General features: G+C 72.8%; 25 protein-coding genes and 2 pseudogenes. 14 read left to right on the top strand and 13 right to left on the bottom strand.

Annotated elements, in window-relative coordinates:
* Window positions 1–13 precede the first annotated feature (13 nt).
* On the bottom strand, window positions 14–229 hold the full coding sequence (locus AB0M99_RS07135) for an acyl-CoA carboxylase epsilon subunit (RefSeq protein ID WP_365917782.1): 216 nt from the start codon (window positions 227–229) through the stop codon (window positions 14–16).
* A gap of 21 nt (window positions 230–250) precedes the next feature.
* Window positions 251–1,849 (bottom strand): acyl-CoA carboxylase subunit beta, encoded by a 1,599-nt coding sequence (locus AB0M99_RS07130; RefSeq protein ID WP_365917647.1) that lies wholly within the window; start codon window positions 1,847–1,849, stop codon window positions 251–253.
* Window positions 1,850–1,980: 131 nt separating this feature from the next.
* On the opposite strand from AB0M99_RS07130, the gene AB0M99_RS07125 reads away from it, so the two are divergent.
* The 5 genes from AB0M99_RS07125 (at window position 1,981) to hutH (ending at window position 7,843) form a co-directional block, all read left to right on the top strand.
* Window positions 1,981–2,859 (top strand): biotin--[acetyl-CoA-carboxylase] ligase, encoded by an 879-nt coding sequence (locus AB0M99_RS07125; protein ID WP_365917646.1) that lies wholly within the window; start codon window positions 1,981–1,983, stop codon window positions 2,857–2,859.
* A 203-nt stretch (window positions 2,860–3,062) separates the two neighbouring features.
* Window positions 3,063–4,151, top strand: coding sequence for an adenylate/guanylate cyclase domain-containing protein (locus AB0M99_RS07120; RefSeq protein ID WP_365917781.1), 1,089 nt, complete (start codon window positions 3,063–3,065; stop codon window positions 4,149–4,151).
* A gap of 45 nt (window positions 4,152–4,196) precedes the next feature.
* Entirely contained in the window at window positions 4,197–4,991 is a 795-nt protein-coding gene (locus AB0M99_RS07115) for an enoyl-CoA hydratase-related protein (protein ID WP_365917645.1), read from the top strand.
* A gap of 113 nt (window positions 4,992–5,104) precedes the next feature.
* Window positions 5,105–6,217, top strand: a complete 1,113-nt coding sequence (locus tag AB0M99_RS07110; protein WP_365917644.1) for a GGDEF domain-containing protein — start codon at window positions 5,105–5,107, stop codon at window positions 6,215–6,217.
* Between the two features lie 84 nt (window positions 6,218–6,301).
* Window positions 6,302–7,843: a histidine ammonia-lyase gene (hutH, locus tag AB0M99_RS07105; protein ID WP_365917780.1), complete on the top strand. Its 1,542-nt coding sequence runs from the start codon at window positions 6,302–6,304 to the stop codon at window positions 7,841–7,843.
* A gap of 88 nt (window positions 7,844–7,931) precedes the next feature.
* Here the strand turns inward: hutH and AB0M99_RS07100 are convergent, their stop codons facing one another.
* Window positions 7,932–8,219, bottom strand: a complete 288-nt coding sequence (locus AB0M99_RS07100; protein ID WP_365917779.1) for an LPXTG cell wall anchor domain-containing protein — start codon at window positions 8,217–8,219, stop codon at window positions 7,932–7,934.
* Window positions 8,220–8,401: 182 nt separating this feature from the next.
* Here AB0M99_RS07100 and AB0M99_RS07095 point away from each other — a divergent pair, with 182 nt between their 5' ends.
* The 3 genes and pseudogenes from AB0M99_RS07095 to AB0M99_RS07085 form a co-directional block, all read left to right on the top strand.
* Window positions 8,402–8,686 carry a hypothetical protein gene (locus tag AB0M99_RS07095; RefSeq protein WP_365917643.1) on the top strand — a complete coding sequence of 95 codons (285 nt, stop codon included), beginning with the start codon at window positions 8,402–8,404 and terminating at the stop codon, window positions 8,684–8,686.
* A 119-nt stretch (window positions 8,687–8,805) separates the two neighbouring features.
* The gene (locus AB0M99_RS07090; protein WP_365917642.1) at window positions 8,806–10,080 is read left to right on the top strand and encodes an Ig-like domain-containing protein; all 1,275 of its coding nucleotides are present in this window, start codon (window positions 8,806–8,808) and stop codon (window positions 10,078–10,080) included.
* Window positions 10,081–10,241: 161 nt separating this feature from the next.
* Window positions 10,242–11,168: pseudogene (locus AB0M99_RS07085) on the top strand (GNAT family N-acetyltransferase); the annotation flags it as partial.
* A gap of 30 nt (window positions 11,169–11,198) precedes the next feature.
* Here AB0M99_RS07085 and AB0M99_RS07080 read toward each other — a convergent pair.
* Window positions 11,199–11,651: pseudogene (locus tag AB0M99_RS07080) on the bottom strand (helix-turn-helix domain-containing protein); the annotation flags it as partial.
* A 165-nt stretch (window positions 11,652–11,816) separates the two neighbouring features.
* Here AB0M99_RS07080 and AB0M99_RS07075 point away from each other — a divergent pair.
* The gene (locus AB0M99_RS07075; protein WP_365917641.1) at window positions 11,817–12,881 is read left to right on the top strand and encodes an NAD(P)-dependent alcohol dehydrogenase; all 1,065 of its coding nucleotides are present in this window, start codon (window positions 11,817–11,819) and stop codon (window positions 12,879–12,881) included.
* Window positions 12,882–12,915: 34 nt separating this feature from the next.
* Here the strand turns inward: AB0M99_RS07075 and AB0M99_RS07070 are convergent, their stop codons facing one another.
* The 6 genes from AB0M99_RS07070 to AB0M99_RS07045 all read right to left on the bottom strand — a co-directional run bounded on the left by AB0M99_RS07070 (window position 12,916) and on the right by AB0M99_RS07045 (window position 20,017).
* Window positions 12,916–14,640 (bottom strand): serine/threonine-protein kinase, encoded by a 1,725-nt coding sequence (locus tag AB0M99_RS07070; RefSeq protein ID WP_365917640.1) that lies wholly within the window; start codon window positions 14,638–14,640, stop codon window positions 12,916–12,918.
* A gap of 131 nt (window positions 14,641–14,771) precedes the next feature.
* Entirely contained in the window at window positions 14,772–15,125 is a 354-nt protein-coding gene (locus tag AB0M99_RS07065) for a DUF6247 family protein (protein WP_365917778.1), read from the bottom strand.
* A gap of 127 nt (window positions 15,126–15,252) precedes the next feature.
* A complete protein-coding gene (gene msrA, locus AB0M99_RS07060; protein WP_365917639.1) occupies window positions 15,253–15,918 on the bottom strand; it encodes a peptide-methionine (S)-S-oxide reductase MsrA in 666 nt (221 codons plus the stop codon).
* A 95-nt stretch (window positions 15,919–16,013) separates the two neighbouring features.
* Window positions 16,014–17,153, bottom strand: coding sequence for a hypothetical protein (locus tag AB0M99_RS07055; protein WP_365917638.1), 1,140 nt, complete (start codon window positions 17,151–17,153; stop codon window positions 16,014–16,016).
* The gene (locus AB0M99_RS07050) at window positions 17,150–18,751 is read right to left on the bottom strand and encodes a M48 family metalloprotease (RefSeq protein ID WP_365917637.1); all 1,602 of its coding nucleotides are present in this window, start codon (window positions 18,749–18,751) and stop codon (window positions 17,150–17,152) included. Before AB0M99_RS07050 ends, AB0M99_RS07055 begins: the two co-directional genes overlap by 4 nt.
* Window positions 18,752–18,910: 159 nt before the next feature.
* Window positions 18,911–20,017, bottom strand: coding sequence for a hypothetical protein (locus tag AB0M99_RS07045; protein WP_365917636.1), 1,107 nt, complete (start codon window positions 20,015–20,017; stop codon window positions 18,911–18,913).
* A gap of 80 nt (window positions 20,018–20,097) precedes the next feature.
* Here AB0M99_RS07045 and AB0M99_RS07040 point away from each other — a divergent pair, with 80 nt between their 5' ends.
* Together AB0M99_RS07040 and AB0M99_RS07035 are read left to right on the top strand one after the other, a co-directional pair.
* Window positions 20,098–21,255, top strand: coding sequence for a cystathionine gamma-synthase (locus tag AB0M99_RS07040; protein ID WP_365917635.1), 1,158 nt, complete (start codon window positions 20,098–20,100; stop codon window positions 21,253–21,255).
* Between the two features lie 173 nt (window positions 21,256–21,428).
* Window positions 21,429–21,890 (top strand): hypothetical protein, encoded by a 462-nt coding sequence (locus AB0M99_RS07035; RefSeq protein ID WP_365917634.1) that lies wholly within the window; start codon window positions 21,429–21,431, stop codon window positions 21,888–21,890.
* Window positions 21,891–21,912: 22 nt separating this feature from the next.
* On the opposite strand, the gene AB0M99_RS07030 is transcribed toward AB0M99_RS07035, so the two are convergent.
* From AB0M99_RS07030 to AB0M99_RS07020, 3 genes are read right to left on the bottom strand one after another with little or no spacing between them, the layout of a single operon-like run.
* On the bottom strand, window positions 21,913–22,122 hold the full coding sequence (locus AB0M99_RS07030) for a hypothetical protein (protein ID WP_365917777.1): 210 nt from the start codon (window positions 22,120–22,122) through the stop codon (window positions 21,913–21,915).
* 41 nt (window positions 22,123–22,163) lie between these two features.
* Entirely contained in the window at window positions 22,164–22,571 is a 408-nt protein-coding gene (locus AB0M99_RS07025; RefSeq protein ID WP_365917633.1) for a sigma factor-like helix-turn-helix DNA-binding protein, read from the bottom strand.
* Window positions 22,572–22,631: 60 nt separating this feature from the next.
* Window positions 22,632–23,153 carry a MarR family transcriptional regulator gene (locus AB0M99_RS07020; protein WP_365917632.1) on the bottom strand — a complete coding sequence of 174 codons (522 nt, stop codon included), beginning with the start codon at window positions 23,151–23,153 and terminating at the stop codon, window positions 22,632–22,634.
* 221 nt (window positions 23,154–23,374) lie between these two features.
* Between AB0M99_RS07020 and ilvA the strand changes: the two genes are divergently transcribed.
* From ilvA to AB0M99_RS07005, 3 genes are all read left to right on the top strand, one after another.
* The gene (ilvA, locus tag AB0M99_RS07015) at window positions 23,375–24,607 is read left to right on the top strand and encodes a threonine ammonia-lyase (protein ID WP_365917631.1); all 1,233 of its coding nucleotides are present in this window, start codon (window positions 23,375–23,377) and stop codon (window positions 24,605–24,607) included.
* Between the two features lie 189 nt (window positions 24,608–24,796).
* Window positions 24,797–25,825, top strand: coding sequence for an ATP-binding cassette domain-containing protein (locus AB0M99_RS07010; RefSeq protein WP_365917630.1), 1,029 nt, complete (start codon window positions 24,797–24,799; stop codon window positions 25,823–25,825).
* On the top strand, window positions 25,822–26,679 hold the full coding sequence (locus tag AB0M99_RS07005) for an ABC transporter permease (RefSeq protein ID WP_365917629.1): 858 nt from the start codon (window positions 25,822–25,824) through the stop codon (window positions 26,677–26,679). Before AB0M99_RS07010 ends, AB0M99_RS07005 begins: the two co-directional genes overlap by 4 nt.
* Window positions 26,680–26,694: the final 15 nt, after the last annotated feature.

The raw sequence follows: 26,694 nt of genomic DNA, 5'->3' as shown, positions 1-26,694 counted from the left end.
AGCCATGTTCGGCTCAGCCCTGACCGGGCCAGTAGGTACGGCCCCACGCGCGGGCCCCCGGCTGCGGAAGCGTCCGCCGGGCCACCCGGCCCGGCGCCGACCACGCGTCCGCCACCCGCGGGGCGCCCGACGGCGCGGCCGAGGCCAGCACCGCCGCGCGCGCTCGGACCACCGCCAGTGCGGCGGCCAGCTCCTCCGGGGTCGGGTTGCCCTTGACGACCTTGATCACCACAGAGACCTCCTGGAGGGGCTAGAGGGGGATGTTGCCGTGCTTCTTCGGCGGCAGGGACTCCCGCTTGCTGCGCAGCTGCCGCAGCCCCTTCACCACGTGCGCCCGGGTCTCGGACGGCATGGTCACCGCGTCGATGTACCCGCGCTCGGCGGCCGTGTACGGGTTGAGCAGCGTGTCCTCGTACTCGCTGATCAGCCGTGCACGCACCTCCTCCACATCATCCGCCCCCGCCTCCGCCTCGGCGATCGTGCGGCGGTGCAGGATGTTCACCGCGCCCTGAGCGCCCATGACGGCGATCTGCGCGGTCGGCCAGGCGAGGTTGAGGTCCGCGCCCAGGTGCTTGGAGCCCATGACGTCGTACGCGCCGCCGAAGGCCTTGCGGGTGATGACGGTGATCAGGGGGACGGTGGCTTCGGCGTACGCGTAGATCAGCTTCGCGCCGCGCCGGATGATTCCGTTGTACTCCTGGTCCGTGCCCGGCAGGAAGCCCGGCACGTCGACGAAGGTCAGCACCGGGATGTTGAAGGCGTCGCAGGTCCGCACGAAGCGGGCGGCCTTCTCGGAGGCGTTGATGTCCAGGCAGCCGGCGAACTGCATCGGCTGGTTGGCGACGATGCCGACCGGGTGCCCCTCGACGCGTCCGAAGCCGGTGAGGATGTTCGGAGCGAAGAGCGACTGGGTCTCCAGGAACTCCGCGTCGTCCAGCACGTGCTCGATCACCGCGTGCATGTCGTACGGCTGGTTCGCGCTGTCCGGGATCAGGACGTCGAGCTCGCGGTCGGTGTCGGAGACCTCGGTGTCCGCCTCCTCGGGGAAGACGGGCGGCTCGGAGAGGTTGTTCGACGGCAGGTACGCGAGGAGGGACTTCACGTACTCGATGGCGTCCTTCTCGTCGCCCGCCATGTGGTGGGCGACGCCGGACGTGCTGTTGTGCGTACGGGCGCCGCCCAGCTCCTCGAAGCCGACGTCCTCGCCGGTGACGGTCTTGATGACGTCGGGGCCGGTGATGAACATGTGCGAGGTCTGGTCGACCATGACCGTGAAGTCGGTGATGGCGGGGGAGTACACGGCGCCGCCCGCGCAGGGCCCGACGACCAGGCTGATCTGCGGGATCACGCCGGAGGCGTGCACGTTGCGGCGGAAGATCTCGCCGTACATGCCCAGCGCGCTGACGCCCTCCTGGATGCGGGCGCCGCCGGAGTCGTTGATGCCGATGACCGGGCAGCCGGTCTTCAGCGCGAAGTCCATCACCTTGATGATCTTCTGGCCGTAGACCTCGCCGAGGGCCCCGCCGAAGACGGTGAAGTCCTGCGAGAACACGGCGACGCAGCGCCCGTCGACGGTGCCGTAGCCCGTGACGACGCCGTCCCCGTACGGGCGGGTGTTCTCCAGGCCGAAGTTGGTCGACCGGTGCCGGGCGAGCTCGTCCAGCTCGACGAACGAGCCCTCGTCCAGCAGCAGGGCCACCCGCTCACGCGCCGTCAGCTTGCCCTTCGCGTGCTGCTTCTCCACCGCGCGCTCGGACCCGGCGTGGGTGGCTTCATCGATGCGACGCTGCAGATCCGCGATCTTTCCCGCGGTGGTGTGCATGTCGATCGGCTCTGACGGTTGTGACATCGGGGTCGCGGCTCCCTGTGTGGTGTCAACTGCCTGGTCAATTGGTTGACCACTGCTGGCTACTGGTGCGTAGCGTATCGGCGGGCATGGCGCTCGGCAGTGCGGCGTTTGACACACCTACTGTGGGTTGCATGACGCCATCAGATGCATCAGGCGGGACTCCGACCGGAGCCGCCGCGGGTCGCTGGTCGAGCCTCGACCGGCCGCCGTTGAACGCCGCCGCGCTGCAGCGGGCACTCGTGACCGACGGGGGGCTGTGGACCTCGGTGGAGGTGGTCGCCGCCACCGGGTCGACCAATACCGACCTCGCGGCGCGGGCCGCGGAGCTGCCCGAGGGGGCCGTGCTCGTCGCCGAGGAGCAGACCGCCGGGCGCGGGCGGCTCGACCGCAGCTGGACCGCGCCGGCGCGGTCCGGTCTGTTCTTCTCCGTGCTGCTGAAGCCGGGGCCGGACGTACCCGCCGAGCGCTGGGGGTGGCTGACCCTGCTGGCCGGGGTGGCCGTCGCGAGCGGGCTGTCGCGGGCCGCCGGGGTGGACACCGCACTCAAGTGGCCCAACGACCTGCTGGTAGGTGTGGAGGGCGAGGAGCGCAAGGTCGGCGGGATCCTCGCCGAGCGCGTCGCCGACGGGGTCGTCATCGGCATCGGGCTCAACGTCACCCTCACCGAGGACGAGCTGCCGGTGGACACCGCCGGTTCGCTCGTGCTGGCCAAGGCCGCCGTCACCGACCGGGACCCGTTGCTGAAGGCCGTACTGCGCTCCCTGGAGCAGTGGTACGGGGACTGGCGCGCGGCCGGCGGGGACCCGGCGGCCAGCGGTCTGCAGGAGACGTACGCGGCGGGCTGCGCCACCCTCGGCAAGCACGTACGGGCCGAGCTGCCCGGCGGGCGCACCCTCACCGGGACGGCCGAAGCGGTGGACGCGGACGGGCGGCTCGTCGTGCGGACGGCGGACGAGGAGCGGGAAGCAGTCGGGGCAGGGGACGTGGTCCATCTGCGCTCGGTGCGGTAGCCCGGGAAGAGGTCGGGGAGTGGGGAGTGAGCTACGGCACACCTGCCGTATGGTTTAGGCGATCCCGGTCCTCCCGGCGATCACCCGGTTCGGCAGGGCAGTGTGCGCACGGAATGGACAGGAGGCGGCCCTTGACCGTCGACGACCCTACGTCCAGCGCGTCCGCCCCCGGGCCCGCCGGGCCCTCCGGTCCGGGCACCCCGATCGGGCGCGACCAGCACACTCCCCACCACGAGGTCGACCACACGGCCCAGCCGACGGCCGACCCGCTCGCGATCCGGCTGGAGCAGCTGATCCTGGGCGCCGAGCGCCGGTACACCCCGTTCCAGGCGGCCCGCAGCGCCGGTGTCTCGATGGAGCTCGCGTCCCGCTTCTGGCGGGCCATGGGCTTCGCGGACATCGGCCAGGCCAAGGCGCTGACGGAGGCGGACGTACTGGCGCTGCGCCGCCTGGCGGGCCTGGTGGAGGCCGGGCTGCTGAGCGAGCCGATGGCGGTGCAGGTGGCGCGCTCCACCGGGCAGACCACGGCGCGCCTCGCGGAGTGGCAGATCGACTCCTTCCTGGAGGGGCTGACGGAGCCGCCGGAGCCGGGGATGACCCGTACGGAGGTCACGTACCCCCTCGTGGAACTGCTGCTGCCCGAGCTGGAGGAGTTCCTCGTGTACGTGTGGCGGCGCCAGCTGGCGGCCGCGACCGGGCGCGTGGTGCAGGTCGCGGACGACGAGGAGATGGTCGACCGGCGGCTCGCGGTGGGCTTCGCGGACCTGGTGGGCTTCACGCGGCTCACGCGCCGGCTGGAGGAGGAGGAGCTCGGCGAGCTGGTCGAGGCCTTCGAGACGACGGCGGCGGACCTGGTCGCGGCGCACGGCGGCCGGCTGATCAAGACGCTGGGCGACGAGGTCCTGTACTGCGCCGACGACGCGGCGACGGCGGCGGAGATCGCGCTGCGGCTGATCGAGACGATGGAGGTCGATCCGCAGATGCCGGAGCTGCGCGTCGGCATCGCCTTCGGCACGGTGACGACCCGGATGGGCGACGTGTTCGGGACGACGGTGAACCTGGCGAGCCGGCTGACGTCCATAGCGCCGAAGGACGCGGTCCTGGTGGACGGGGCGATGGCGGAGGAGCTGGGGCGTACGGGTGCGGCGCCGGTCTCGGAGAAGGAGGCCGAGTCGGAGGAGGGCGGCGGCGGGTACCGCTTCGCGCTCCAGCCGATGTGGCAGCGGCCGGTGCGCGGGCTGGGTGTCGTGGAGCCGTGGTCGCTGACGCGGCGGAAGCGGCCGACGGCCTGAGGGCTAGGATCCCCGGATAAACGTTCGTTAACCGGGAGGGCCGCTGTGGTGTCTGGGTCGGAGTTCGTTTCGGTACGTCGGCACGGTGACGACGGGGTCGTCGAGCTGGTGCTGGACCGCCCGAAGGCGATGAACGCGGTGTCGACGGAGATGGCCCGGGCCATCGGGGCCGCCTGCGCGGGGCTGGCCGCGGATCCCTCCGTGCGGGTGGTCGTGCTCTCCTCCGCGGCCGAGAGGGCGTTCTGCGTCGGGGCGGACCTCAAGGAGCGCAACTCCCTGTCGGACGCGGAGCTGGTGCGCCAGCGGCCGACCACGCGGGGTGCGTACGGCGGCGTGCTGGAGCTGCCGATGCCGACGATCGCGGCCGTGCACGGCTTCGCCCTCGGCGGCGGCTTCGAGCTGGCGCTGGCCTGTGACGTGATCGTGGCCGACGAGACGGCGGTGGTGGGCCTGCCGGAGGTGTCGGTGGGCGTGATCCCGGGCGGCGGCGGCACGCAGCTGCTGCCCCGTCGGGTGGGCGCGGCCCGAGCGGCGGAGCTGATCTTCACGGCGCGCCGGGTGGAGGCGGCCGAGGCGCTGTCCCTGGGCCTGGTGGACTCGGTGGTCGCGGCCGGGACGGACACGTCCGAGGCGCTGGCGCTGGCGGCGCGGATGGCCGCGAACTCCCCGGTCGGGCTGCGGGCCGCGAAGCGGGCGCTGCGGCTGGGGCACGGGATGGACCTGGCGGCCGGGCTGGAGATCGAGGACGCGGCCTGGCGGACGGTGGCCTTCTCGGGCGACCGGGCGGAGGGCGTGGCGGCGTTCAACGAGAAGCGCAAGCCGAGCTGGCCGGGGCAGTAGCGGGTCCGGGTCAGGGGGGTGGGGGCCGTACGCCCTCACCCTTTGTGATCTTGGTGCCACCGAAAGTCGCGCCAATTGTCACCAAATCAGACAAAACTCCCTAACCTGGGGTGATGGGAGTCGACGGGCGGCTGCGAGCCGTCGTGGGCCTCGCGCAGGCCATGGCCGCCGCGTGTGCGCCACGGGACAGTGTGCGGGCCGCGGCGCGCGGGGCGCGGCTGGCGATGGACGGGTCCTTCGCCGCCATCTCTGCCTGGGAGCGCGAGCGCGGCCGCCTGCGGGTGCTCGTGAACGAGGGCGAGCGCCGGGTCGGCGAGGAGGAGTTCCCCGAGGACGAGTCCTATCCCGTCCACGACTTCCCGGAGATCACCGAGTTCCTCCACGAGCGCTGGGTCGGCGGCGGCGGGCCGCACGCCTGGGTGGAGAGCGCGGTCGGCGACCGCCCCGGGCGCCGCGGGGAGGCCCTGCGCCGCCGCGGGCGCGGGAGCTGCGTGGTCGCGCCCATCGTGCTGAGCGGGCGGGCCTGGGGTGAGCTCTACGTCGCCCGCGACGAGGGGCTGGCGGACTTCGACGAGGACGACGCCGAGTTCGCGACCGTGCTGGCCGCGGTCGTCGCCGCCGGACTCGCGCAGAACGAGCGCCTGGAAGAGGCCCGCCGGCTGGCCTTCACCGACCCGCTGACCGGCCTCGCGAACCGGCGGGCCGTCGACATGCGGCTCGACGAGGCCCTGGAGGAGCACCGGCGGACCGGGGCCGTGGTCAGCCTGGTCGTCTGCGACCTGAACGGCCTGAAGAAGGTCAACGACACCCTCGGCCACGCCATGGGCGACCGGCTGCTGGAGCGGTTCGGGTCCGTACTGAGCCTGTGCGGGGCCATGCTGCCCGGCGCGCTCGTCGCCCGGCTCGGCGGCGACGAGTTCTGCCTCGTGGGGGTCGGGCCCCCCGCGGACGAGGTGGTGCGGGTGACCGAGGAGCTGTGCGTACGGGCCGCCGAGCTGGAGCTGGGGGAGGGCGTGGCCTGCGGCGTGGCCTCCACAGGGGACCCCATCGGCCCGGTCAAGTCCTCCCGGCGGCTGTTCCGGCTCGCCGACGCCGCCCAGTACAAGGCCAAGGCCGCGCGCTCTCCGAAGCCCGTCGTCGCCGGGCGGGACACCGCCGTGGTGCGGCTCGCCGACGCCGCGCAGGAGGCGATGGGCGAGCGCCGCCGCTTCCGCGGCCGGGCCTAGTGCCGTGGCCCCGTGCCCCGTGACCCCGCCGTCGGCAGGCTAGTGACATGAAGCGATTCAGTCCGTAGGGTGCTGAATATGGATATGCACACTGTCGTGGTGGGAACGTCCGGGACCACCGCCGAGGACGTCATCGCCGTCGCCCGCGGCAACGCACGCGTCGAACTGTCCGGCGAGGCGCTCGAAGCGCTCACCCGCGCCCGCGAGATCGTGGACGCCCTGGCCGCCAAGCCCGAGCCCGTCTACGGGGTGTCCACCGGGTTCGGCGCCCTCGCCTCCCGGCACATCAGTCCCGAGCTGCGCGCGCAGCTCCAGCGCAACATCGTCCGCTCGCACGCCGCCGGCATGGGCCCGCGCGTCGAGCGCGAGGTCGTGCGCGCGCTGATGTTCCTGCGCCTGAAGACCGTCTGCTCCGGCCACACCGGCGTACGGCCCTCCGTCGCCCAGAGCATGGCCGACATGCTCAACGCGGGCATCACCCCCGTCGTGCACGAGTACGGCTCCCTGGGCTGCTCCGGCGACCTCGCGCCGCTCTCCCACTGCGCGCTCGCGCTCATGGGCGAGGGCGACGCCGAGGGCCCGGACGGGACGGTCCGCCCCGCCGGCGATCTGCTCGCCGAGGCCGGGATCAAGCCGGTCGAGCTCCGCGAGAAGGAGGGCCTCGCCCTCCTCAACGGCACCGACGGCATGCTCGGCATGCTGGTCATGGCCCTCGCGGACCTCGGCAAGCTGTACACCGCCGCCGACATCACCGCAGCCATGACCCTGGAGGCGCTGCTCGGCACCGAGAAGGTGCTCGCCCCCGAGCTGCACGCCATAAGGCCGCACCCGGGCCAGGGCGCGGCCGCCGCCAACATGGCCGCCGTACTGGAGGGCTCCGGCCTCGTCCGCCACTTCCAGGAGGAGTCGGCGCCCCGCGTCCAGGACGCGTACTCCGTGCGCTGCGCCCCGCAGGTGGCCGGCGCGGGCCGCGACACCATGGCGCACGCCGCCCTGGTCGCCTCCCGCGAGCTGGCCGCCGCCGTCGACAACCCGGTGGTCCTGCCCGACGGGCGCGTCGAGTCCAACGGCAACTTCCACGGCGCCCCCGTCGCGTACGTGCTGGACTTCCTGGCCATCGCTGCGGCCGACCTCGGCTCCATCGCCGAGCGCCGCACCGACCGGCTGCTCGACCACAACCGCAGCCACGGCCTGCCGCCGTTCCTCGCGGACGACGCCGGTGTGGACTCCGGTCTGATGATCGCCCAGTACACGCAGGCCGCCCTGGTCAGCGAGATGAAGCGGCTCGCGGTACCGGCCTCCGCCGACTCGATCCCCTCCTCCGCCATGCAGGAGGACCACGTCTCCATGGGGTGGTCGGCCGCGCGCAAGCTGCGTACCGCCATCGACAACCTGACCCGGATCATCGCCGTCGAGATGTACGCGGCCACCCGCGCCATCGAGCTGCGCCACGGGCTCACCCCGGCCCCGGCCAGCCGGGCCGCCATCGCGGCGGCGCGGGCGGCGGGCGTCCAGGGCCCCGGGCCGGATCGTTTCCTCGCGCCTGACCTGGCCGCCGCCGACGCGTTCATCCGTACGGGTGCTCTCGTCGCCGCGGTGGAAGAGGTGACGGGCCCGCTCGCGTAACGCACGCGCGAACGAACAGGGGCCGCGCCCGGGGACACGACCCGGGGCGCGGCCCTTCGCCGTTCCCGGCGCCGCCCGCGGGGGCGTCCTACAGGGCGCGCGAGCGGCGTACGGAGAAGGTCACGAACCCGGCTCCGAGACCCAGGCAGAGCGTGCCGCCGAGGAGGTACGGGGTGGTGTCGATACTGCCGGTGTCGGCGAGCCCGAGGGTGACCTCGCCGGAACCCGTGAGCTCGGCGGACCCGGCGGTCTGCACGCTCAGCCCCTCGGAGGGCGCGCCGGAGGCGTCCGTGCCGTGCCCGGGCGCGGTGGCATTGGCCGATGGCACGAACCAGAGGACGGCGAGGAGGGTGGTCGCTCCGAGAGCGGTGAGCATCGATCGACGTGCGGACACGGTGCGATCCCCCTTGTGGCAGCAGCGAATTGGCCCCGTGCGGTGATGCTACGGAAAGGGGCGGGTCGTGGGAAAGCCGGGGGTTCCGCGGGCTTACTCTCCGTCGTATGAACCCTTCTGAGACATCACGATACGTACGGCTTCGGGTCGATTTGGTCCTCGAAGTGCCGGACTCCGCGGCACTCACCGACGCCGCGCTCGCACACATCAAGGCCGACGAATTCATGCCGGACGAGGAGCGGGGCCACGCGGAGGCCGCCGTCCGGGAGGACGAATCGGAGGCGCTGGCCTACCTGGTGGACCCGACCGACCTGGTCGCGGAGATCCCCGGGGTGGAGCTGGCGCAGGCCTCCTGGAGCAGCGAGTCCGTGGAATACGACCCCGAGTCAATGGAGTGGGACCTCGGCGAGGAAGATGGGGACTTCGACGAAGAGACCGACAACGCCTGACCGTGGGATGGACCACATCCCAACGGGATGCGGAACCGATCCGGGCCGTGAACGCGTTGTCACAACGAGGCAGGGGGGTCTGTCCCCCCTGCCCGGGGATGTACGGGGTTCCGGCAACGATGGAGTGGCGTGTGAGGACGGACAGCAAGCGACGGAGAAGGTCCCTGGTGGCCATATCCGCCGTGCTCGGTGGCGTACTGATGCTCTCGGCCTGCAACGACGGGGGCGGCGACCAGCCCAAGGGCAGCGGGGAAGCGTCCGCGAAGTCCCAGGCGGACGTCGACGCGGCGGCGGCCAAGGACACGTCCAAGGCCCGAATAACCATCACGCCGAAGGACGGCGCCACCAACGTCGGCCTGAACGACGCCGCCAACGTGGCCGTCAGTGACGGAACCCTCACCCAGGTCGAGCTGAAGACCTCCGAAGGCGCGGCCGTGACCGGCAAGATAGCCGCCGACGGCAAGAGCTGGAAGCCGGACGCCGCGCTGAAGCGCTCCACGAAGTACGCCCTGTCGGCGACGGCGAAGGACGAGGCGGGCCGCGAGGCGCACGAGAACGCCTCCTTCACCACCGTCTCCCCGGAGAACAGCTTCGTCGGCTCCTTCATGCCGGACGAGGGCAAGACCGTCGGCGTGGGCATGCCGGTCTCGATCACCTTCAACAAGCCGATCAAGGACAAGAAGGCCGTCCAGGCGGCCATCAACGTCACCTCCAGCAGCGGCCAGGAGGTCGTGGGGCACTGGTTCGGCGCGCAGCGCCTGGACTTCCGCCCGGAGAAGTACTGGACGGCGAACTCCACCGTCACGCTGAAGATGGCGCTGGACGGGGTGCAGGGCGCTCCCGGCATCCAGGGCGTGCAGAACCGCACCGCCACCTTCAAGATCGGCCGCAGCCAGGTCACCACGGTCGACGTGAAGACGAAGAAGATGGTCGTCACCCGTGACGGCGCGGTCCTCAAGACCATCCCGATCTCGGCCGGCTCCCCGGAGAACCCGACCTACAACGGTCAGATGGTGATCTCCGAGAAGTTCAAGGAGACCCGGATGAACGGTGCCACCGTCGGCTTCACGGACGACGACGGCAAGGGCGAGTACGACATCAAGGACGTTCCGCACGCGATGCGGCTGTCGAACTCCGGCACCTTCGTCCACGGCAACTACTGGGGATCGGACTCGATCTTCGGCTCCGCCAACACCAGCCACGGCTGCATCGGCCTGAACGACGTCAAGGGCGCCGGCGACCCGAACCAGCAGGGCGCGTGGTTCTTCGACAACTCGCTCATCGGCGACGTGGTCGTCGTGGTCAACTCCCCGGACAAGACCATCAAGCCCGACAACGGCCTCAACGGCTGGAACCTGAGCTGGGCGGACTGGAAGGCCGGCTCGGCCGTCTGACGCACCGCAGCGACTGAACCCCGGCGGACGGCGGGGAACCCTTCACCGGGGTTCCCCGCCGTCCGTCTTTTCCGTCCGCCTGCTCGTTTCCGTCCGCCTTCTCCTCCGGCTCTTGTCCGAGGCCTGTCCGGCGATCAGGGCCGCTGCCCAGTTTCGGCCGCATGTCCTTCACCTACCTCCGGCGCGGGGGCGGGGCTGGGGTCCGTGGCATGACGATCGCGAAGCTCTCCGGCCCCCCGGCCGACGCCGAGGTGGACGGCTGGGCCGCGACCCTGGTCGCGGCCCACGCCGCCGATCTGCCGGGCGTGCCCGCGCCGACCCGGGTGGAGATCGCGGGCCGGCTCCAGGTGCCGCCGGCCCGCGGCCGGGCCGCGCTCTGGATCGCCGACGGCAGCGCGGCCGTGGCCGGGCTGCTGCTGTTCACGGACGAGGCCAACAGCCACACCGCGTTCCTCGACGTGCTGGCGGTACGTCCGGACGCGCGCCGGCAGGGCATCGGTACGGCCGTGTGGCAGCGGGTCCGCGAGGAACTCCTCGCGCAGGGACGGACCTCGGTCGAGGCGATGGTGGACCTGGGCGGCCCCGGGCAGGCGTTCGCGGAGTCCCTCGGGTTCCGCAACGTCCTGCCGATGGCCTGGTACGTACAGGACGTCACCCGCCCGCAGCCGCCGCAGGCTGCGGTCACCCCGGGATACGAGCTGCGCGCCTGGCACGGCCCGGTGTCCGACGACTGGGCGCGGCCGGTGGCCGAGGCGCACGGGGCGATGGAGGACGCACCCATGGGGGACGTGGAGGAGAAGATCGAGCCCTGGACCCCGGAGCGGCTGCACGCGGCGTACCGGCTGATCCTGGACCGGGGCGGCGAGGTGACCACGGTCGCCGCGGTGACCGGGTCGGGCGAGGTGGCGGCGTACACCGAGCTGGTCCTGCCCGACCCCGGCGGCGAACGCGCCCTCCAGTACGACACGGTCGTCGTCCCCGCCCACCGCGGCCGGGGCCTCGGCCGCGCGGTGAAGCTGCGCATGCTGGAACTGGCGGCACAGCGGTACCCGGGCCTGCGGCAGATCGCCACCACGGTGGCGGACGAGAACACCCCGATGCGTACGGTGAACGAGTCCCACCGCGCCGAAGTCGCCGAACACCGCCGCCGCCAGCCGGTTCCAGCCCAGCACGTCCTGGCGCCGCCCCACCAGGTACGCCGGTACGTCCTCCATGGCGTCCAGCAGCGTCCGCAGCCCCGGGCGGACCTGCTGCGGGCGCGGAGCCGCGCGCCGCTTGCGGGGCCTGGGCTGCGCCAGGTGGTTGAGGTGCTCGGTCTCGGTGGCGCCCAGGCGCAGCGCCCGCGCGATGGCGTCCAGGATCTCCGCCGACACGTTGTGCCCGCTGCCCTGCTCCAGGCGCGTGTAGTACGCGACCGACACCCCGGCCAGCATCGCCAGCTCCTCGCGGCGCAGCCCGGGAACGCGCCGGTGGCGCCCGTGGTCGGGCAGCCCCACGTCCTCGGGGCGCAGGCGCGCCCGCCGGGAGCGGAGGAACTCGCCGAGCTCGGCTCGCTGGTCAGGCTGGTCCATGCACCCCAGTATCGCCGGGCGGTGCTGCGGGCGGCGGGCTGTGCCTGACCCTGCCAGGGGTAGGCACGCCAGTCCTAGGCAGAACAGGGCAGGACAGGGAGCTGGGTGGCGGCCCCCGGGTCCGGCAGGCTGGGAACCACCCCAGACGTTCCGAGGAGCACCCCCATGTCAGTCACGCCCATCACACCCCTCACCCGCGTCGCCGCCGTAGCCGCCCCCGCCCCCAAGGCCCCGCTGGAGCGCACCACCGTCCCGCGCCGTCCGGTCGGCGAGCACGACGTGCTCATCGCCATCAAGTACGCGGGCATCTGCCACTCCGACATCCACCAGGTCACCGACGGCTGGGGCGAGGGCATCTACCCCATGGTCCCGGGCCACGAGATCGCCGGCGTCGTCACCGAGGTCGGCCCGGGCGTCACCCGGTTCGCGGTGGGCGACCGGGTCGGCGTGGGCTGCTTCGTCGACTCCTGCCGGGAGTGCGAGTACTGCCTGCGCGGGCAGGAGCAGTACTGCGCCAAGGGCATGACCGGCACGTACAACGCCCTCGACAAGAGCGGCGAGCCCACCTACGGCGGCTACTCCACCCACATCGTCGTCGACGAGAACTACACCGTCCGGATACCCGACGGCCTCCCCCTCGACGTCGCCGCCCCGCTGCTGTGCGCCGGCATCACCCTCTACTCCCCGCTCAAGCACTGGGGGGCGGGCCCCGGCAAGAAGGTCGCGATCGTCGGCCTCGGGGGCCTCGGCCACATGGGCGTCAAGATCGCGCACGCCCTGGGCGCGGAGGTGACCGTACTGTCGCAGACCCTGCGCAAGCAGGAGGACGGGCTGAAGCTCGGCGCCGACCAATTCCACGCCACGAGCGACGAGGCCACCTTCGAGGAGCTGGCCGGCCGCTTCGACCTGATCGTCTCCACCGTCTCCGCGCCCCTCGGCTTCGACGCCTACCTCGGCCTGCTGAAGGTGGACGGCGCGCTGGTGAACGTGGGCGCCCCGGAGGAGCCGGTCGCGCTGAACCTGTTCTCCGTCATCGGCGGCCGCAAGACGCTGGCCGGCTCGATGATCGGCGGGATCGCCGAGACCCAGGAGATGCTCGACTTCTGCGCCGAGCACGGGCTCGGCGCCGAGGTCGAGGTGATCGGCGCCGACCAGATCAACGAGGCCTACGTCCGGGTCCAGGCGGGCGACGTCCGCTACCGGTTCGTCATCGACGCCGCGACGATCTGACCCGGGCAGTCCGGAGGCCCGGCAGTCCGGCCCGCTAGGGGACGTACCACTGCTGGGTCTTGAGCCCGGGGGTGCAGTTGACGACGGTCAGCTCGTTTCCGGGGCCGTTGTCGGTCAGGCACTGCACGCCGCGGCCGTCCTTGATGTAGTACGCCCCCGAGGTGGGCGCCTTCTCCAGCGTCCACGCGAAGGTGCCGGCCGCGCCGCCGCCGTAGACGGCGAGGAGCCGCACCTTTCCGACGGTGCCGTACGGCACGCCGAGCAGCGGACCGCTCAGGCTGCACGCGTTGAACCTGGACGCCTGGGGGGTCGAACGGGCCCAGCCGAACTCGGTGTGGCCGCCCATGACCACCCTCGTGCCGCCCTCGACGGCGGTGCTGGCGAGGCCCACCTTGAGCCCGTCGCCGACGTTGGTGATCGCGCCCCAGCCGTCGCCGCCGCAGCCCTGCGGGGCGGTCGGGGCCTGGGTGGCGGGCGGGGGAGCGGGCTTGTTGCCGGAGCCGCCGGGGCCGGTGGAACTGCCGGTGCCGCCGGTGGGCTGGGTGCCGCCGGAGCCGCCGGCGTTGCCCTGAGCCGTGCCCGGAAGCGGGCCCGGGGTCTGGCCCGCTGCCGGGCTGCCGCCGTCGGGGGAGGGCACCGAGCCGGGGCTGGCGGCCGCACTCGCCGCGCCGCCGGGTGACGCCGAGCCGGCGGGGGCCGCCGTGGACACCACGGGACCCGGGCCGGGCGCCTGCGCGTCGTGCCGATCGGCACCCCGGTCGATGTACAGCGTGGTGCCGACGCCCACCACGACCACGACGGGCATGAACAGTGCGACGGTCCGGCCCCGGCGGGCGCGCAGCGCGGGCGCGGATGCGGGTGCGGCCGCGGGCTGGTGCACGGTCGCGGGTACGGGTACGGGTACGGGCGAGGGCGGTACGGGTTCCGGCTCCCCGGCGGCGGCGCGGCGTGCCGCGGCGGCCATCACCGCGGCGTCGGGGTACCGGTCCTCGGGCTGCTTGGCGAGCGCGCGGGCGACGAAGGCCCGTACCGCTTCAGGGAGCGGGGCCGGAAGCTCCGGCGCGGGCTCCCGGATGTGCTTGAGCACGACCTCCAGTACCGAGGAGCCGGGGAAGGGCGCCTCGCCGGTGAGCAGTTCGTAGCAGACGACGCCGAGGGAGTAGAGGTCGGACGCCGGGACGGCCGCGATGCCCTCGGCCTGCTCGGGGGCGGTGTACAGCGCGGTACCGAGCACCGCGTGCGAGGCGGTGAGACGGGTGCCGCCGGTGGAGCGGGCGATGCCGAAGTCGGTGACGGTCACGCGGCCGTCGGGGCGGAGCATCAGGTTCGACGGCTTGATGTCGCGGTGCACGATGCCGCGCCGGTGCGCGACGTGCAGGGCGTCCAGCGTCTGGGCGGCGATGTCCAGCACCTCGGCGACGGGCAGGGTCCCGCGCTCCGCGCGCACGTCCTCCAGCGGCCGCCCGTCGACGAGCTCCATGACGATGTACGCGGCCGCGTCCCGGGCTTCGCCCTCGCCCTCGCCGTAGTCGTGGACGTCCACGATGCCGGGGTGGTTGAGCGCGGCGAGGATCTTGGCCTCCCGCCGGAAGCGCGCGGCGAACGTGGGGTCGTCCAGCAGCGCCGGCAACAGGATCTTGACGGCCACGTCCCGATCCAGCACCCCGTCACGGGCCCGCCAGACCTCCCCCATGGCCCCACTGCCGAGCCGCTCGCCGAGCGTGTACCGCTCCCCGAGCACGGTCCCCTGATCCCACATGTCCCGTCCCCCCGCACCCCTGGCCCGCCCAGGTCCCCCAACCGCAGTCTGTCAGAGTCGAGTTGACACCCGAATCCCGGGCATCACACCGCGTCCGTGATCCGGGTCGTACTCCCAGCGCCAGTCGTGGCTCACGGCCGGTGGGCGGCGAGGGAGGCGTGGGCGGCGTCGAGGTTCCGGCCGATCTCGGCCGCAGCCCGGCGGGCCTCGGCGGCGTCGCCCGTGGCGGCCGTGTCCTCCCAGCGGCGCAGCTCCTCGGCGAGGTGGGGCTGCCGTTGGATCTGGACGTACGCCGCCCACTGGGCGATGAACCGTTGCAACGGGGCGAAGTCGGAGCCCAGCCGGGACTGGTCCGCGGCCTGGTCCAGCTCCCGCGTGAAGGCGGGCAGCGCCGCCGGGCAGATCTGCGCTACAGCCTGCCGCAGCGCGGTCACGGTGGACGGCGGCTGCGGGATGAGCGGCTGCCCGGCGGTGGACGTGGTCACGGTTGCTCCCATGGGCGGGATTCTGGGTCCCTGGCGCCGGCGTACCCAGCGGAACCGTGGCGCTGCCGCCCGAAGGGGTGAGCCCCGCCGAGGGTTCGGCGGGGCGGGGGTCGGGCTCCTGGCGGGGTCAGCCCTCGGCTCGGGCCACGCCGATCGGGCAGGAGACGCCCGTGCCGCCGATGCCGCAGTAGCCCGCCGGGTTCCGGTCGAGGTACTGCTGGTGGTAGGCCTCCGCGGGCCAGAACGGGCGCTCCGCGGCGGGGAGCACCGCCGTGGTGATCGCGCCGTAGCCCGAGGACGTGAGGACCCGCTGGTACGCGTCCCGGGAGGCCTCGGCCGTGGCCTGGTGGGCGGGGGAGTGGGTGTAGACCGCCGAGCGGTACTGGGTGCCGACGTCGTTGCCCTGGCGGAAGCCCTGGGTGGGGTCGTGGGACTCCCAGAACAGCTTCAGGAGCGCCTCGTAGGAGACGAGCGACGGGTCGAAGACCACGCGGACGACCTCGGTGTGGCCGGTGAGGCCCGAGCACACCTCCTCGTACGTCGGGTTCTCGGTGTGGCCGCCCTGGTACCCGGCCAGGGTGGTCCACACCCCGGGGGTCTGCCAGAACTTGCGCTCCGCCCCCCAGAAGCAGCCCAGCCCGAAGTCCGCGACTTCCAGGCCCTCCGGGTACGGGCCGGCCAGCGGGTTGCCGAGCACGGTGTGGCGCTCGGGCACGGCGAAGAGAGGCTCCGCGCGGCCCTTCAGGGCCTCCTCGCGGGTGACGAGCTCGGGCGTGCGGCGGTACGAGAACATGGATTCCCTCCTTGGTAGTCCTCACAACGGCCGGGGGCGGGCCGGGATTCCCCGACCCGCCCCCGACCCGCCCCCACTCCGTCCGTGCTACCCGTTCAGAGGCCCGGCGTGGCCACGCCCACGGCCCAGTCGCGGGCGTACAGGTACCGGCGCTTCGGCGATCCCGCGTAGGACCACGGAAGGGCGCCGATGTACCCGTCGATGTGGCGGAACTGCTCGACCGCCTGCTCGTCGCGGTCCTGCCAGAACAGCAGGTACGCCAGCAGGTGCCGCATCCGCGCCGTCCCGGGGTGATCGTCCCCGGCCGCCGCCAGGTCCAGCAGCGCCGCGTCCACAGCGGCGACGATCTCCGGCTCCTTGAAGAACGTCTCGGCCGCCAGGTCGCTCTCGTCCGTCTCCTGCTCGAAGTACGCGATCAGCGGCAGCAGCGACATCAGGTCGCCGGGCTCCCCGGCGGCAGCCGACTCCCGGGCGAAGGCGAGCGCCAGCTCGTGCGAGCCGCGCCACTTGCGGCACCAGTACTGCAGCCCGCTGATGTGGGACCACAGCACCTTCGGGTCGCGCTCGACGACCTGCTCCCACAGCTCCCGGTACCGCTCGTGCGAGTAGCCCAGGCCCTGCCCGATGGGCTGCTCCACGATGTACGGGGTCGGGTCCGCGGGGTCGGCGAGGCGCTGGGCCTCGTGGGCCGCCTCCTGCGCCTTGATCAGCAGTTCGTGGAAGAGCCGGAACTGCTCCTGGGTGGTGCGGCTGCCCGACTGGCCCCCGCGTACGTTCCACGCCACCATGATCGCGGTGTCGGCGTCGACCAGGGCCGCCGTCGGGTCCGTGGGCCGCGCCGTGCGCCAGGCCAGCAGCCAGGCGTCGTCCTCGGCGGCCGCCTCGGCCAGCGGGCGGACCCGCTCCATGCGCTCGTGCCAGTCCTGCCCGGCCGCCTCGATGTACGCGGCGCCCGCTTCCCAGTCGCCCGACCGGACCGCCTCCAGGGCGGCGGCCCGCTCCGGCGGCACCGGCGCGGGGTTCTCGGTGTCGAGGTCGGCTTCCGCCACGAAGCCCAGCGCGACGACCGCGGCCGCCTTCGCGGCCGCCTGCCCGGCCTCGATCGCTTCCGTACCGGCGTTCAGCGTCCCGATCTCCGCTTCCAGCCGCTTCGCCTTGCGGATGTAGTAGACGCCCCGCAGGACCTTGAACGCGCCGGCCAGCAGGAGCAGGCCGAGGATGTAGAGACCGATCACGGGGCGAGCACCAGCTTTCGCAGAGGTTCGGTGTCGGGCCGGTCCGCCACGGCGGACTCCAGGGCGGCGGTGAGCTGCTCCTCGAAGCCGTCGGCCGGGTAGCTCAGCGTCGCCGAGTCGGCCCAGGACAGCTTCCAGTGGGCGCTGCCGCGAGCCGTCAGCTCGGCGGTGACCAGCTGGTTCAGCGCGCGCCGCAGCACGGGGCGGGCGAACTCGCGGGCCGTGCGGCCGGTCGCCGCGGCCGCCTCCTCGGACTTCGGGAAGCGCTCCGCGATGCGCCAGCGCACCGCCGGGTCGGCGTCGATCGCGGCCAGCAGCGCGGCCAGGTCCGGCCCCGCGCCCTCGGCGGCGAAGGCCTCGCGGATCTCCTCGGCGCCCTCGCCGACGTACCGGGTCATGCTCTCCTGGACCAGGTCCGCCCAGTCCACCCGCTTCAGCGCGAGCGCCTCCGGGGTCAGGACCGCCTGCTCCAGCGCGGCCATCGACGCGTCCGCGTCGGACAGCAGGTCCAGTGACGGGCGGGCCGCCCGGCCGCCGCGGCCGTCGTCGGGCAGGGCCTCGATGCGGGCCACGCGCTCGGCGAGCGCGGGGTGCGAGTCGTACGGGGAGGCGGGCTCGGTCGACAGCTCGCGGCGCAGGTCGTCCAGCTCCGCCGAGCGGGCGTCGAGCAGGTGGCGCAGGCCGCCGAAGACCTGGCCGGGCCGGGGCAGCAGCTGCGCGCCGACGCCGAGCGTGGCGTAGGAGTCCATGTAGAAGTCCTGCGCGGGGCCGATGGCGTTGAGCTCGCGCAGCGCGGAGGCGGCCGAGTCGCGGCCGGCGATCCGGACGGAGGCGAGGTCGGCGGCGAGCTCCTGGCGGCGGGCGCCGGCGAGGGTGGCGCGCTGGTAGAACTTCCCGTACGCCGTGTAGAGCGAGGCCATGGCGCGGTACATGGCACCGTCGCCGGTGGTGTCGATCTCCTTGGCCTTCTTGCCCGCGGCGATCCGCTTGTCGGCCTTCTTCTCCTGCTTCGCACGCTCCTTGGCGACCTTGGCATCGGCCCGGTCGTGGAAGTGCCCGATGGTGCGCAGCAGTTGGGCGCGGCCGCGTGCGATCAGCGGCGTGAGGCGGGTGTCGAGGTTGGCGTAGTGGCCCATCTCGTGCGCGAGCACGGCGCGCAGCTGCATCTCGTCCAGGCCCGTCATCAGGGGCAGTCCGACGTAGAGCCGGCGGGTGCCGGGCCGCAGGCCGAGCAGCCTGGAGTCCTCGCTGACGGCCGCGTTGACCTCGGCGATCAGCACGATCTCGTCGGGTGCGCGGGTGCCGACCTGTTCGGCGACCTCGCGCACCGTGCGCCACAGGACAGGCTCCTGCTGCTCGTTGACGGGGACGCCGGGGATCGGGTCGCCCTTGGGCGTGCGGAGCATGAACATGCCGCGCACGATCGGGACGGCGAGGACGACGGAGACGATGAGGAGCTTGAAGAGGGCCGGGCCGCGCAGCCCCGCCGTCGCGAGCGCGATGTCGATACCGGCGAGTACGGCCAGCAGTGCGACGCCGAGCAGATAGAAGCCTGCGAGCAGGGCAAGGGCGCGCGTGGCGCGCAGTGAAGCGCCCATATGGAACAGATCCCCCCACGGGATGGTGCGGTATTTACGCGCACCTTATGGGTAGGGGTTTTGCCGTTGCGAAGGGGGGTCCACCCCGGAGCCCCCCGTCGGCGGGGCCCCCGTCGGCGGGGCCCGCCCGGGAGCCCCCGTCAGCGCCTCACCCCCGCATCACCGCGGCAGCGTCGCCGGGGAGCCGCCGTTGGCCTCGTAGCCCGCCACCGCCAGCGCCCGGTACACCGCGTACGAGGCCGCCGGGTCCGCCGAGGCCGACCACGGCAGGGCGCCCACGTACCCGTCGACGTGCCGCACCTGCTCCATGGCCTCCGCCCAGCGCTCCATGTTGACCAGGCACCACAGCAGCAGGTGCCGGACGTGCGCCAGCATCGGGTCGTCCTGCCGGGCGGTCGCCACCGCGTACAGCGCGCCCTCCACCGCCCGCGTCACGACCGCGCTCTCCCAGAAGCTGCGCACCATGACGACCTCGGGGATGTGCTCGTACACCGCGAACAGCGGCAGCGCCGCCAGCAGCGAACCCTGCGGGGCGCGCGCCGCGGCCGCGTGCGTGAAGGCGTCGGCCTTCTCCCGCGAGCCGTGCCACTTCTCGCACCAGTAGTTCAGCGCCGCCAGATGCGCGCCCATGTGCTGCGGGGCCCGGTCGATGACCTGCGCCCACAGCGCGTCGTACTGCGCCTCCGAGTAGCCGAGCGCCCGTCCGATCGCGAGCTCGGTGATGTACGGGACCGGGTCGCCGGGGGCCAGCAGCGCGGCCTTGCGGCACGAGTCCAGGGCCTCCTCCAGGATGATCCGGTGGTCGTCGGAGCCCACGCCGCCCGAGTGCCGCCACGCCTGCTGCACCAGCAGCTCCGCGTGCACCTGCGCGCCGCCCGCGTCCTTCGGGGAGTCCAGCCGCCAGGCCTTCAGCCACTGCGCTCCCGCACCCGGCTGGCGCACCAGCTCCAGCGCCGCCGCGCCGCCGAAGGCCTGCACGCGCTGCCAGCGCAGCTCGCCCTCCTTCGGGGTCCCGGCCAGCAGGGCTGAGGCGGCCTGCCACTGCCCGGTGCGCTGCACGTTGTCCAGGGCGTCCATCAGGTCCTGGTCGGGCCCCGGGATCCGGATGTCGAGGTGCTCCTGCAGGTCGAACCCGTAGTCCGCGGGGTCGGCGGCGTCGGGGCTGCCGGGCGCGACCAGGCGCAGCCCGCCCCGCCTGCGCCGTACGTACGGACTGACGGCGGCCACGACCAGGCCCATCGCGAGCAGGAACAACAGAATCTCCATGCCCCCAGCGAACCAGACCCACCCGGCCGAAGGCCAATACGGGGGAGGACCGGGCAGTTCCCGGGGCATAGCATCTGCCCATGAGCGACGACAGCCACGAGCACCAGAGCTTCGAGACCCGCGCGATCCACGCGGGCAACACCGCGGACCCGCTGACCGGCGCGGTCGTGCCCCCGATCTACCAGGTGTCCACGTACAAGCAGGACGGTGTCGGCGGACTGCGCGGCGGCTACGAGTACAGCCGCAGCGGCAACCCGACCCGGACCGCGCTGGAGGAGAACCTCGCGGCGCTGGAGGGCGGCCGGCGCGGTCTGGCCTTCGCGTCCGGGCTCGCCGCCGAGGACTGCCTGCTGCGTACGCTGCTCTCCCCGGGCGACCACGTGGTCATCCCCAACGACGCGTACGGCGGCACCTTCCGCCTCTTCGCGAAGGTCGTCTCCCGCTGGGGCGTCGAGTGGTCGGTGGCCGACACCTCCGACCCGGCGTCCGTACGGGCCGCCCTCACCCCGAAGACCAAGGTCATCTGGGTCGAGACCCCCTCCAACCCGCTGCTCGGCATCACCGACATCGCGGTCGTCGCCGACATCGCGCGCTCGGCCGGGGCCAAGCTGGTCGTGGACAACACCTTCGCCTCCCCTTACCTCCAGCAGCCCCTCGCCCTGGGCGCGGACGTGGTCGTGCACTCGCTGACGAAGTACATGGGCGGGCACTCGGACGTCGTCGGCGGCGCGCTCGTCACCGCGGACGCGGCGCTCGGCGAGGAACTCGCCTACCACCAGAACGCGATGGGCGCGGTGGCCGGGCCGTTCGACTCGTGGATCGTGCTGCGGGGCATCAAGACCCTGGCCGTACGGATGGACCGGCACGCGGAGAACGCGGGGCGGGTCGCCGAGATGCTGACGCGGCACCCGAAGGTGCACAAGGTCCTCTACCCGGGGCTGCCCGAGCACCCGGGGCACGAGATCGCGGCGAAGCAGATGCGGAACTTCGGCGGGATGATCTCCTTCCAGGTCATCGGCGGCGAATCGGCGGCGGTGGAGGTCTGCAACCGCGCGAAGCTGTTCACCCTCGGGGAGTCCCTGGGCGGCGTCGAGTCGCTGATCGAGCACCCGGGCCGGATGACGCACGCGTCGGTGGCGGGCTCGGCGCTGGAGGTCCCGGGGGACCTGGTCCGCCTGTCGGTGGGCATCGAAAACGCCGACGACCTCCTGGCCGACCTGACCCAGGCCCTGGCCTAGGCGCCGGCGGAAGCAGAACCGTCACGAGGTGACGGGTGACGAGGCCGCGGCCCCCGGGCTGCGGCCTCGTCACCTGAACTCGCCCTGGAGGAGCCGGAGTTCGCTGGCCAAAGTCGGTTTTCGTATGTCAATCTCACTTCGCTCGTAAACCCTTCACGAGATTGGCTGTCACGATGCCCAAGAAGCGCGCCGCACGTCTGCTCACCGCCGTGATCATCGCCGGGTTCGGCCTCACCGCCTGCTCGCAGACGACCACCTCCAACTCCTCGGAGGGCAAGGGGGGTTCACCGTCCGCCGCAGCGAGCACTCCCGCGGCGGGCAGCAGCGCGCAGCCCACTCCCGCCCCCAGCGCCACGCCGAGCGTCGTGGTCAACGGCAAGCAGAAGCCGAAGGACCTCCCCGCCGATCTCCCGCTGCCCCAGGGCGAGTTGACCTCGGTCACCGGCACGACCGGCGCCTACGTCCTCACCTACACCGCCTCCGACTCCGCGCTCGACGCCTACGCCACCGCCCTCGAATCCGCCGGATACGAGGTGGTCCGCACCCCGGCCGCCGTCACGGGTACCAAGGCGAAGGTCAACGTAATGGTCACCAAGACCCCGGGCACGCTGCAGGTCGCGATCGCGGTGGAGTAGCGGAGTAGCCGCGCCCCGGGGGCTACCAGCCCTCCAGGGGCGGGGAGATGCCGCTCGGCGGGGTCGCCCAGGGGCGGGTCAGGGTCGCCCAGACCGTAAAAGCGACCACCGCCGCGAAGAGGACGGCCCAGCCGAACCGGCGGAGCGCGCGGCGGCGGCGCAGGAGCCGGTCGCCGCGGGCTGCCGCGCCTGCGGCCAGGCCCGGTGGGACCACCGGGTACGGGCCCTCCATCAGGCTCCGCACCCGGGCTTCCTTCCGGTCCGGGAGCCCGCTCACCGCAGCTCCGCCACGGCCCGGTTGCACAGCACCCGGACCCGCTCGGGCGGCAGGCCCAGCTGCGCCGCCGTGACCTCCTCCGCGACCCCTTCGTAGATCCGCAGGACGAGTACGAGCCGCTCCAGCGGGCTCAGCCGGGCCAGCGGCCCGGCGCCCCGGTGGTGGCGCCGGCCGGTACGGGCGAACGCCGCGCACAGTTCCCGGCGGGTGAAGTCGTACGGGTCGTCGCCGCGCACGCGCTGCCAGTTCGCGTACGTCCGGGCCAGCGCGCCCGCCAGCAGCCCGCGGGCCGCCTGCGGTTCGCCGGTCAGCAGGATCGCGACGTGCAGGAGCCGCCCCGCCGCCCCCGCGACGAAGGCCTCGAACTCCGCGTAAGGGCCCCTCCGTTGGTCCACCGCCCACATGGTTCACATAGTGCGGGCAGCGGGACCGTCCAGGTCAAGGGGTCTGACGGGGATGCCGGCTCAGGAAGCCGGGCCGGCGTCGGCCACGGCCGCCATCAACTCCGACAGCGACAGGTTGAAGCGGGTCAGCAGCGCGGTGAACGACTCGCGCTCGTCCTCGCTCCACCCCTCCGTGACCCGCGCCATCAGCTCGCGCCGCGAGGAGCGGACCTCCTCCAGCCGCGCCAGCCCCCGCGGGGACAGGGCGAGCACCACGGCCCGCCCGTCCTCCGGGTGCGAGGTCCGCTTGACCAGGCCGCTGTCGACCAGCGGCGCGACCTGCCGGGTCACCGTGGAGGAGTCGATGCCCATGCCGCCGGCGAGCGCCTTGACGCCCATCGGGCCCTCCAGGTCGAGCCGGTTCAGGAGCAGGTACGCGGCGCGGTCCATCGAGTTGCGGGCCTGGCCCACGCCGCCCAGGCGGGTCTGCTCGGCGCGCCGGGCGAAGACCGCCACCTGGTGCTGGAGCGCGTCGAGGAGACCGCCTCCGGCGGGCGCTTCGGCCGCCGCGGGCAGGTCGGAATTGGCCTGGGTGGAAGGCATGGCCGTGGGCTCTCTTCGCGTGGGTCCGACAAGGATGGGGCACAGCGTACGCGGCCGTGCGGCGGCTCGTACGCCTCGTACAAGAACTGATACGGGCCGCATCCGAGGCCGCTCCACCGGCGTCCCGGATGGCGGGATTTCGCCCCTTCCGGAGCCGCCCCGGGCGGGCCGCCCCGAGTCGGCCGCAGGCCGCACCGCCGACCGACTGCGAGACTGGCGGCATGAGCTACCGCGTGCCCGAGCCCGTCCCGCAGGTCATCCTCGACGACATCCGGGGAGCCCAGAAGATGCTGTCCGGCGTCTCCCGGGTCACCGCGATGGAGGGCAGCCGGCACCTCTCCTCGCTCACCGGCTCCCCGGTGCACCTCAAGTGCGAGAACCTCCAGCGCACCGGCTCCTTCAAGCTGCGCGGCGCCTACGTCCGCATCGCCGGCCTGCGCCCCGAGCAGCGCGCCGCCGGCGTGGTGGCGGCCAGCGCGGGCAACCACGCGCAGGGCGTGGCGCTGGCCTCCTCCCTCCTCGGGGTCCGCTCCACGGTGTTCATGCCCGTCGGGGCGCCGCTGCCGAAGGTGGCCGCGACCCAGGAGTACGGCGCCGAGGTGCGCATGCACGGGCAGGTCGTCGACGAGACCCTCGCCGCCGCCCAGGAGTACGCGGACCGCACCGGGGCGGTGTTCATCCACCCCTTCGACCACCGCGACATCATCGCGGGCCAGGGCACGGTGGGCCTGGAGATCCTGGAGCAGTGCCCCGAGGTGCGGACCATCCTCGTGGGCATCGGCGGCGGCGGCCTCGCGGCCGGTGTCGCCGTCGCGGTCAAGGCGCTGCGCCCGGACGTGCGGGTCATCGGCGTACAGGCGGCGGGCGCGGCCGCCTACCCGCCCTCGCTGCTCGTCGGGCACCCGGTGTCCATCGACAACCCGAGCACGATGGCGGACGGCATCAAGGTCGGCCGCCCCGGCGACATCCCCTTCAAAATCATTGGCGAGCTCCTCGATGACGTGCGTACGGTCTCCGAGGACGCGCTCTCCAGCGCCCTGCTGCTCTGCCTGGAGCGGGCCAAGCTCGTGGTCGAGCCGGCCGGGTGCAGCACGGTCGCCGCCCTGCTGAGCGAGCCCGAACTGTACGCGGGCGGCCCGGTGGTGGCCGTACTGTCCGGCGGGAACATCGATCCGCTGCTGCTCCAGCGCATCCTGCGCCACGGCATGGCGGCGGCGGGCCGGTACCTGTCGCTGCGGCTGCGCGTGGCGGACCGGCCGGGGGCCCTGGCCGGGCTCCTGGGCGTGTTGTCAGTGGTGGATGCGAACGTGTTGGACGTGAGCCACGTACGGACCGACCCGCGGCTCGGGCTCACCGAGGTGGAGGTGGAGCTGCACCTGGAGACGAAGGGCCCGGAGCACTGCAAGGAGGTCGCGCGGTCGCTGCACGGCGCGGGGTACAGGGTGATGAGCTAGCCGCGCCCCGGCGATCGGCGGGCGCTCACGCGTTCCCGTAGCGGAACGCGATATAACGCGATACGGTGCGGCCCGGGCGGTCGGGGGAGCAGCGGGAGCAGCGGCATGTCCCCCGTTCGGCCGGGCGAGGCTTGCCCGGCGCCCATAACATTTGCGTAGGAAACACCCGAAAACACTGGGAGAATCCATATGCCAGGCGCCATTTACGCCGAAGGGCTGGTCAAGACCTTCGGCGATGTACGGGCTCTGGACGGCGTGGACCTCGATGTCCCCGAAGGCACCGTCCTGGGCCTGCTCGGCCCCAACGGCGCGGGCAAGACCACGACCGTGCGCGTCCTGACCACCCTCCTCCGGCCCGACAGCGGCAAGGCCGTCGTCGCCGGCATCGACGTCCTCAAGCACCCCAACGAAGTCCGCCGAGCGATAGGCCTGTCCGGCCAGTTCGCCGCCGTCGACGAATACCTGACCGGCCGCGAGAACCTCCAGATGGTCGGCCAGCTCTACCAGATGAAGGCGAAGGCGGCGAAGGCCCGGGCCGCCGAACTCCTGGAGCGCTTCAACCTCTCCGACGCCGCCGACCGCACCGCCAAGACCTACTCCGGCGGCATGCGCAGGCGCCTGGACCTCGCGGCCGCCCTCGTCGTCAGCCCGCCCGTGATGTTCATGGACGAGCCGACCACCGGACTCGACCCGCGCAACCGCCAGCAGCTGTGGGGGATCATCCAGGAACTGGTCGCCGGCGGCACCACCCTGCTGCTCACCACCCAGTACCTGGAGGAGGCCGACCACCTCGCGCACGACATCTGCGTGGTCGACCACGGCAAGGTCATCGCCCGCGGCACCTCCGACGAGCTCAAGGCCCGTACGGGCGGCGAGCGCGTGGAGGTCGTCGTCCACGAGCGGGAGCACATTCCCACCGCGCGCGAGGTGCTCGCCGGTTTCGGCAAGGGCGAGACCACCTACGAGGAGCACACCCGCAAGCTCACCGTGCCCGTGTCGGGCGGCGCCAAGCTGCTCGCCGAGGTCATCCGCGAACTGGACGGCCGGGGCATCGAGATCGACGACATCGGGCTGCGCCGCCCCACCCTCGACGACGTGTTCATCTCCCTGACCGGCCACGCGGCCGAGCTGGAGGCCGAGGACAACGGCGAGTCCGGCGAGGGCCCCGCGCAGACCAAGGGCAAGGGCCGCAAGGCGCACAAGGAGGCGGCCAAGTGACCACCACTTCCCCGACCCCGGAACTGGCCGCCCCGCGCCCGCGCGGCGGCATCGCCCAGGGGGTCAACGACTCCCTCGTGATGGCCAAGCGCAACCTCATCCGGATGTCCCGGATCCCCGAGATGATCATCTTCGGCGTGATCCAGCCGGTGATGTTCGTGGTCCTCTTCAGCTACGTCTTCGGCGGCTCGATCAGCGTCGGCGGCAACACCTCGCCCGCCGCCTACCGCGAGTTCCTGATGGCGGGCATCTTCGCCCAGACCGTCACCTTCGCCACGGCCGGCGCCGGCGCGGGCATCGCGGACGACATGCACAAGGGCCTCATCGACCGCTTCCGCTCACTGCCCATGGCCCGCGGCGCGGTCCTGACCGGCCGCACCCTCGCCGACCTCGTCCAGACGGCGCTCACCGTGGTCGTCCTGGCCATCGTGGCCCTCATCGTCGGCTGGCGCACCCATGAGAACCTCGGCAAGGTGCTCGCCGGCTTCGGCCTGCTGCTCCTGCTCGGGTACGCCTTCTCCTGGATCGGCGCCCTGATCGGCCTGTCCGTACGCACCCCGGAGGCGGCCACCTCGGGCGGGCTGATCTGGCTCTTCCCGCTGACGTTCATCTCGAACGCCTTCGTCCCCTCCGACAACATGCCGACCTTCCTGCGGCACATCGCGGAGTGGAACCCCTTCAGCGCCACCGTCCAGGCGGCCCGCCAGCTCTTCGGAAACCTCCCGCCGGGCTACGAGGCCCCGGCGGCCTGGCCGATGCAGCACCCGATCCTGGCCTCCGTGCTGTGGTCGCTGCTGATCATCCTGGTCTTCCGCACCCTGGCGGTCCGCAAGTACCGCTCGGCGACGGCGTAGGAGCAGAGCGCGAGA

Source organism: Streptomyces sp. NPDC051183, assembly GCF_040682455.1.
GTDB lineage: Bacteria > Actinomycetota > Actinomycetes > Streptomycetales > Streptomycetaceae > Streptomyces.
Note: the sequence above shows the minus strand (reverse complement) of the source record. Positions and strands in the feature narration are given on the sequence as shown.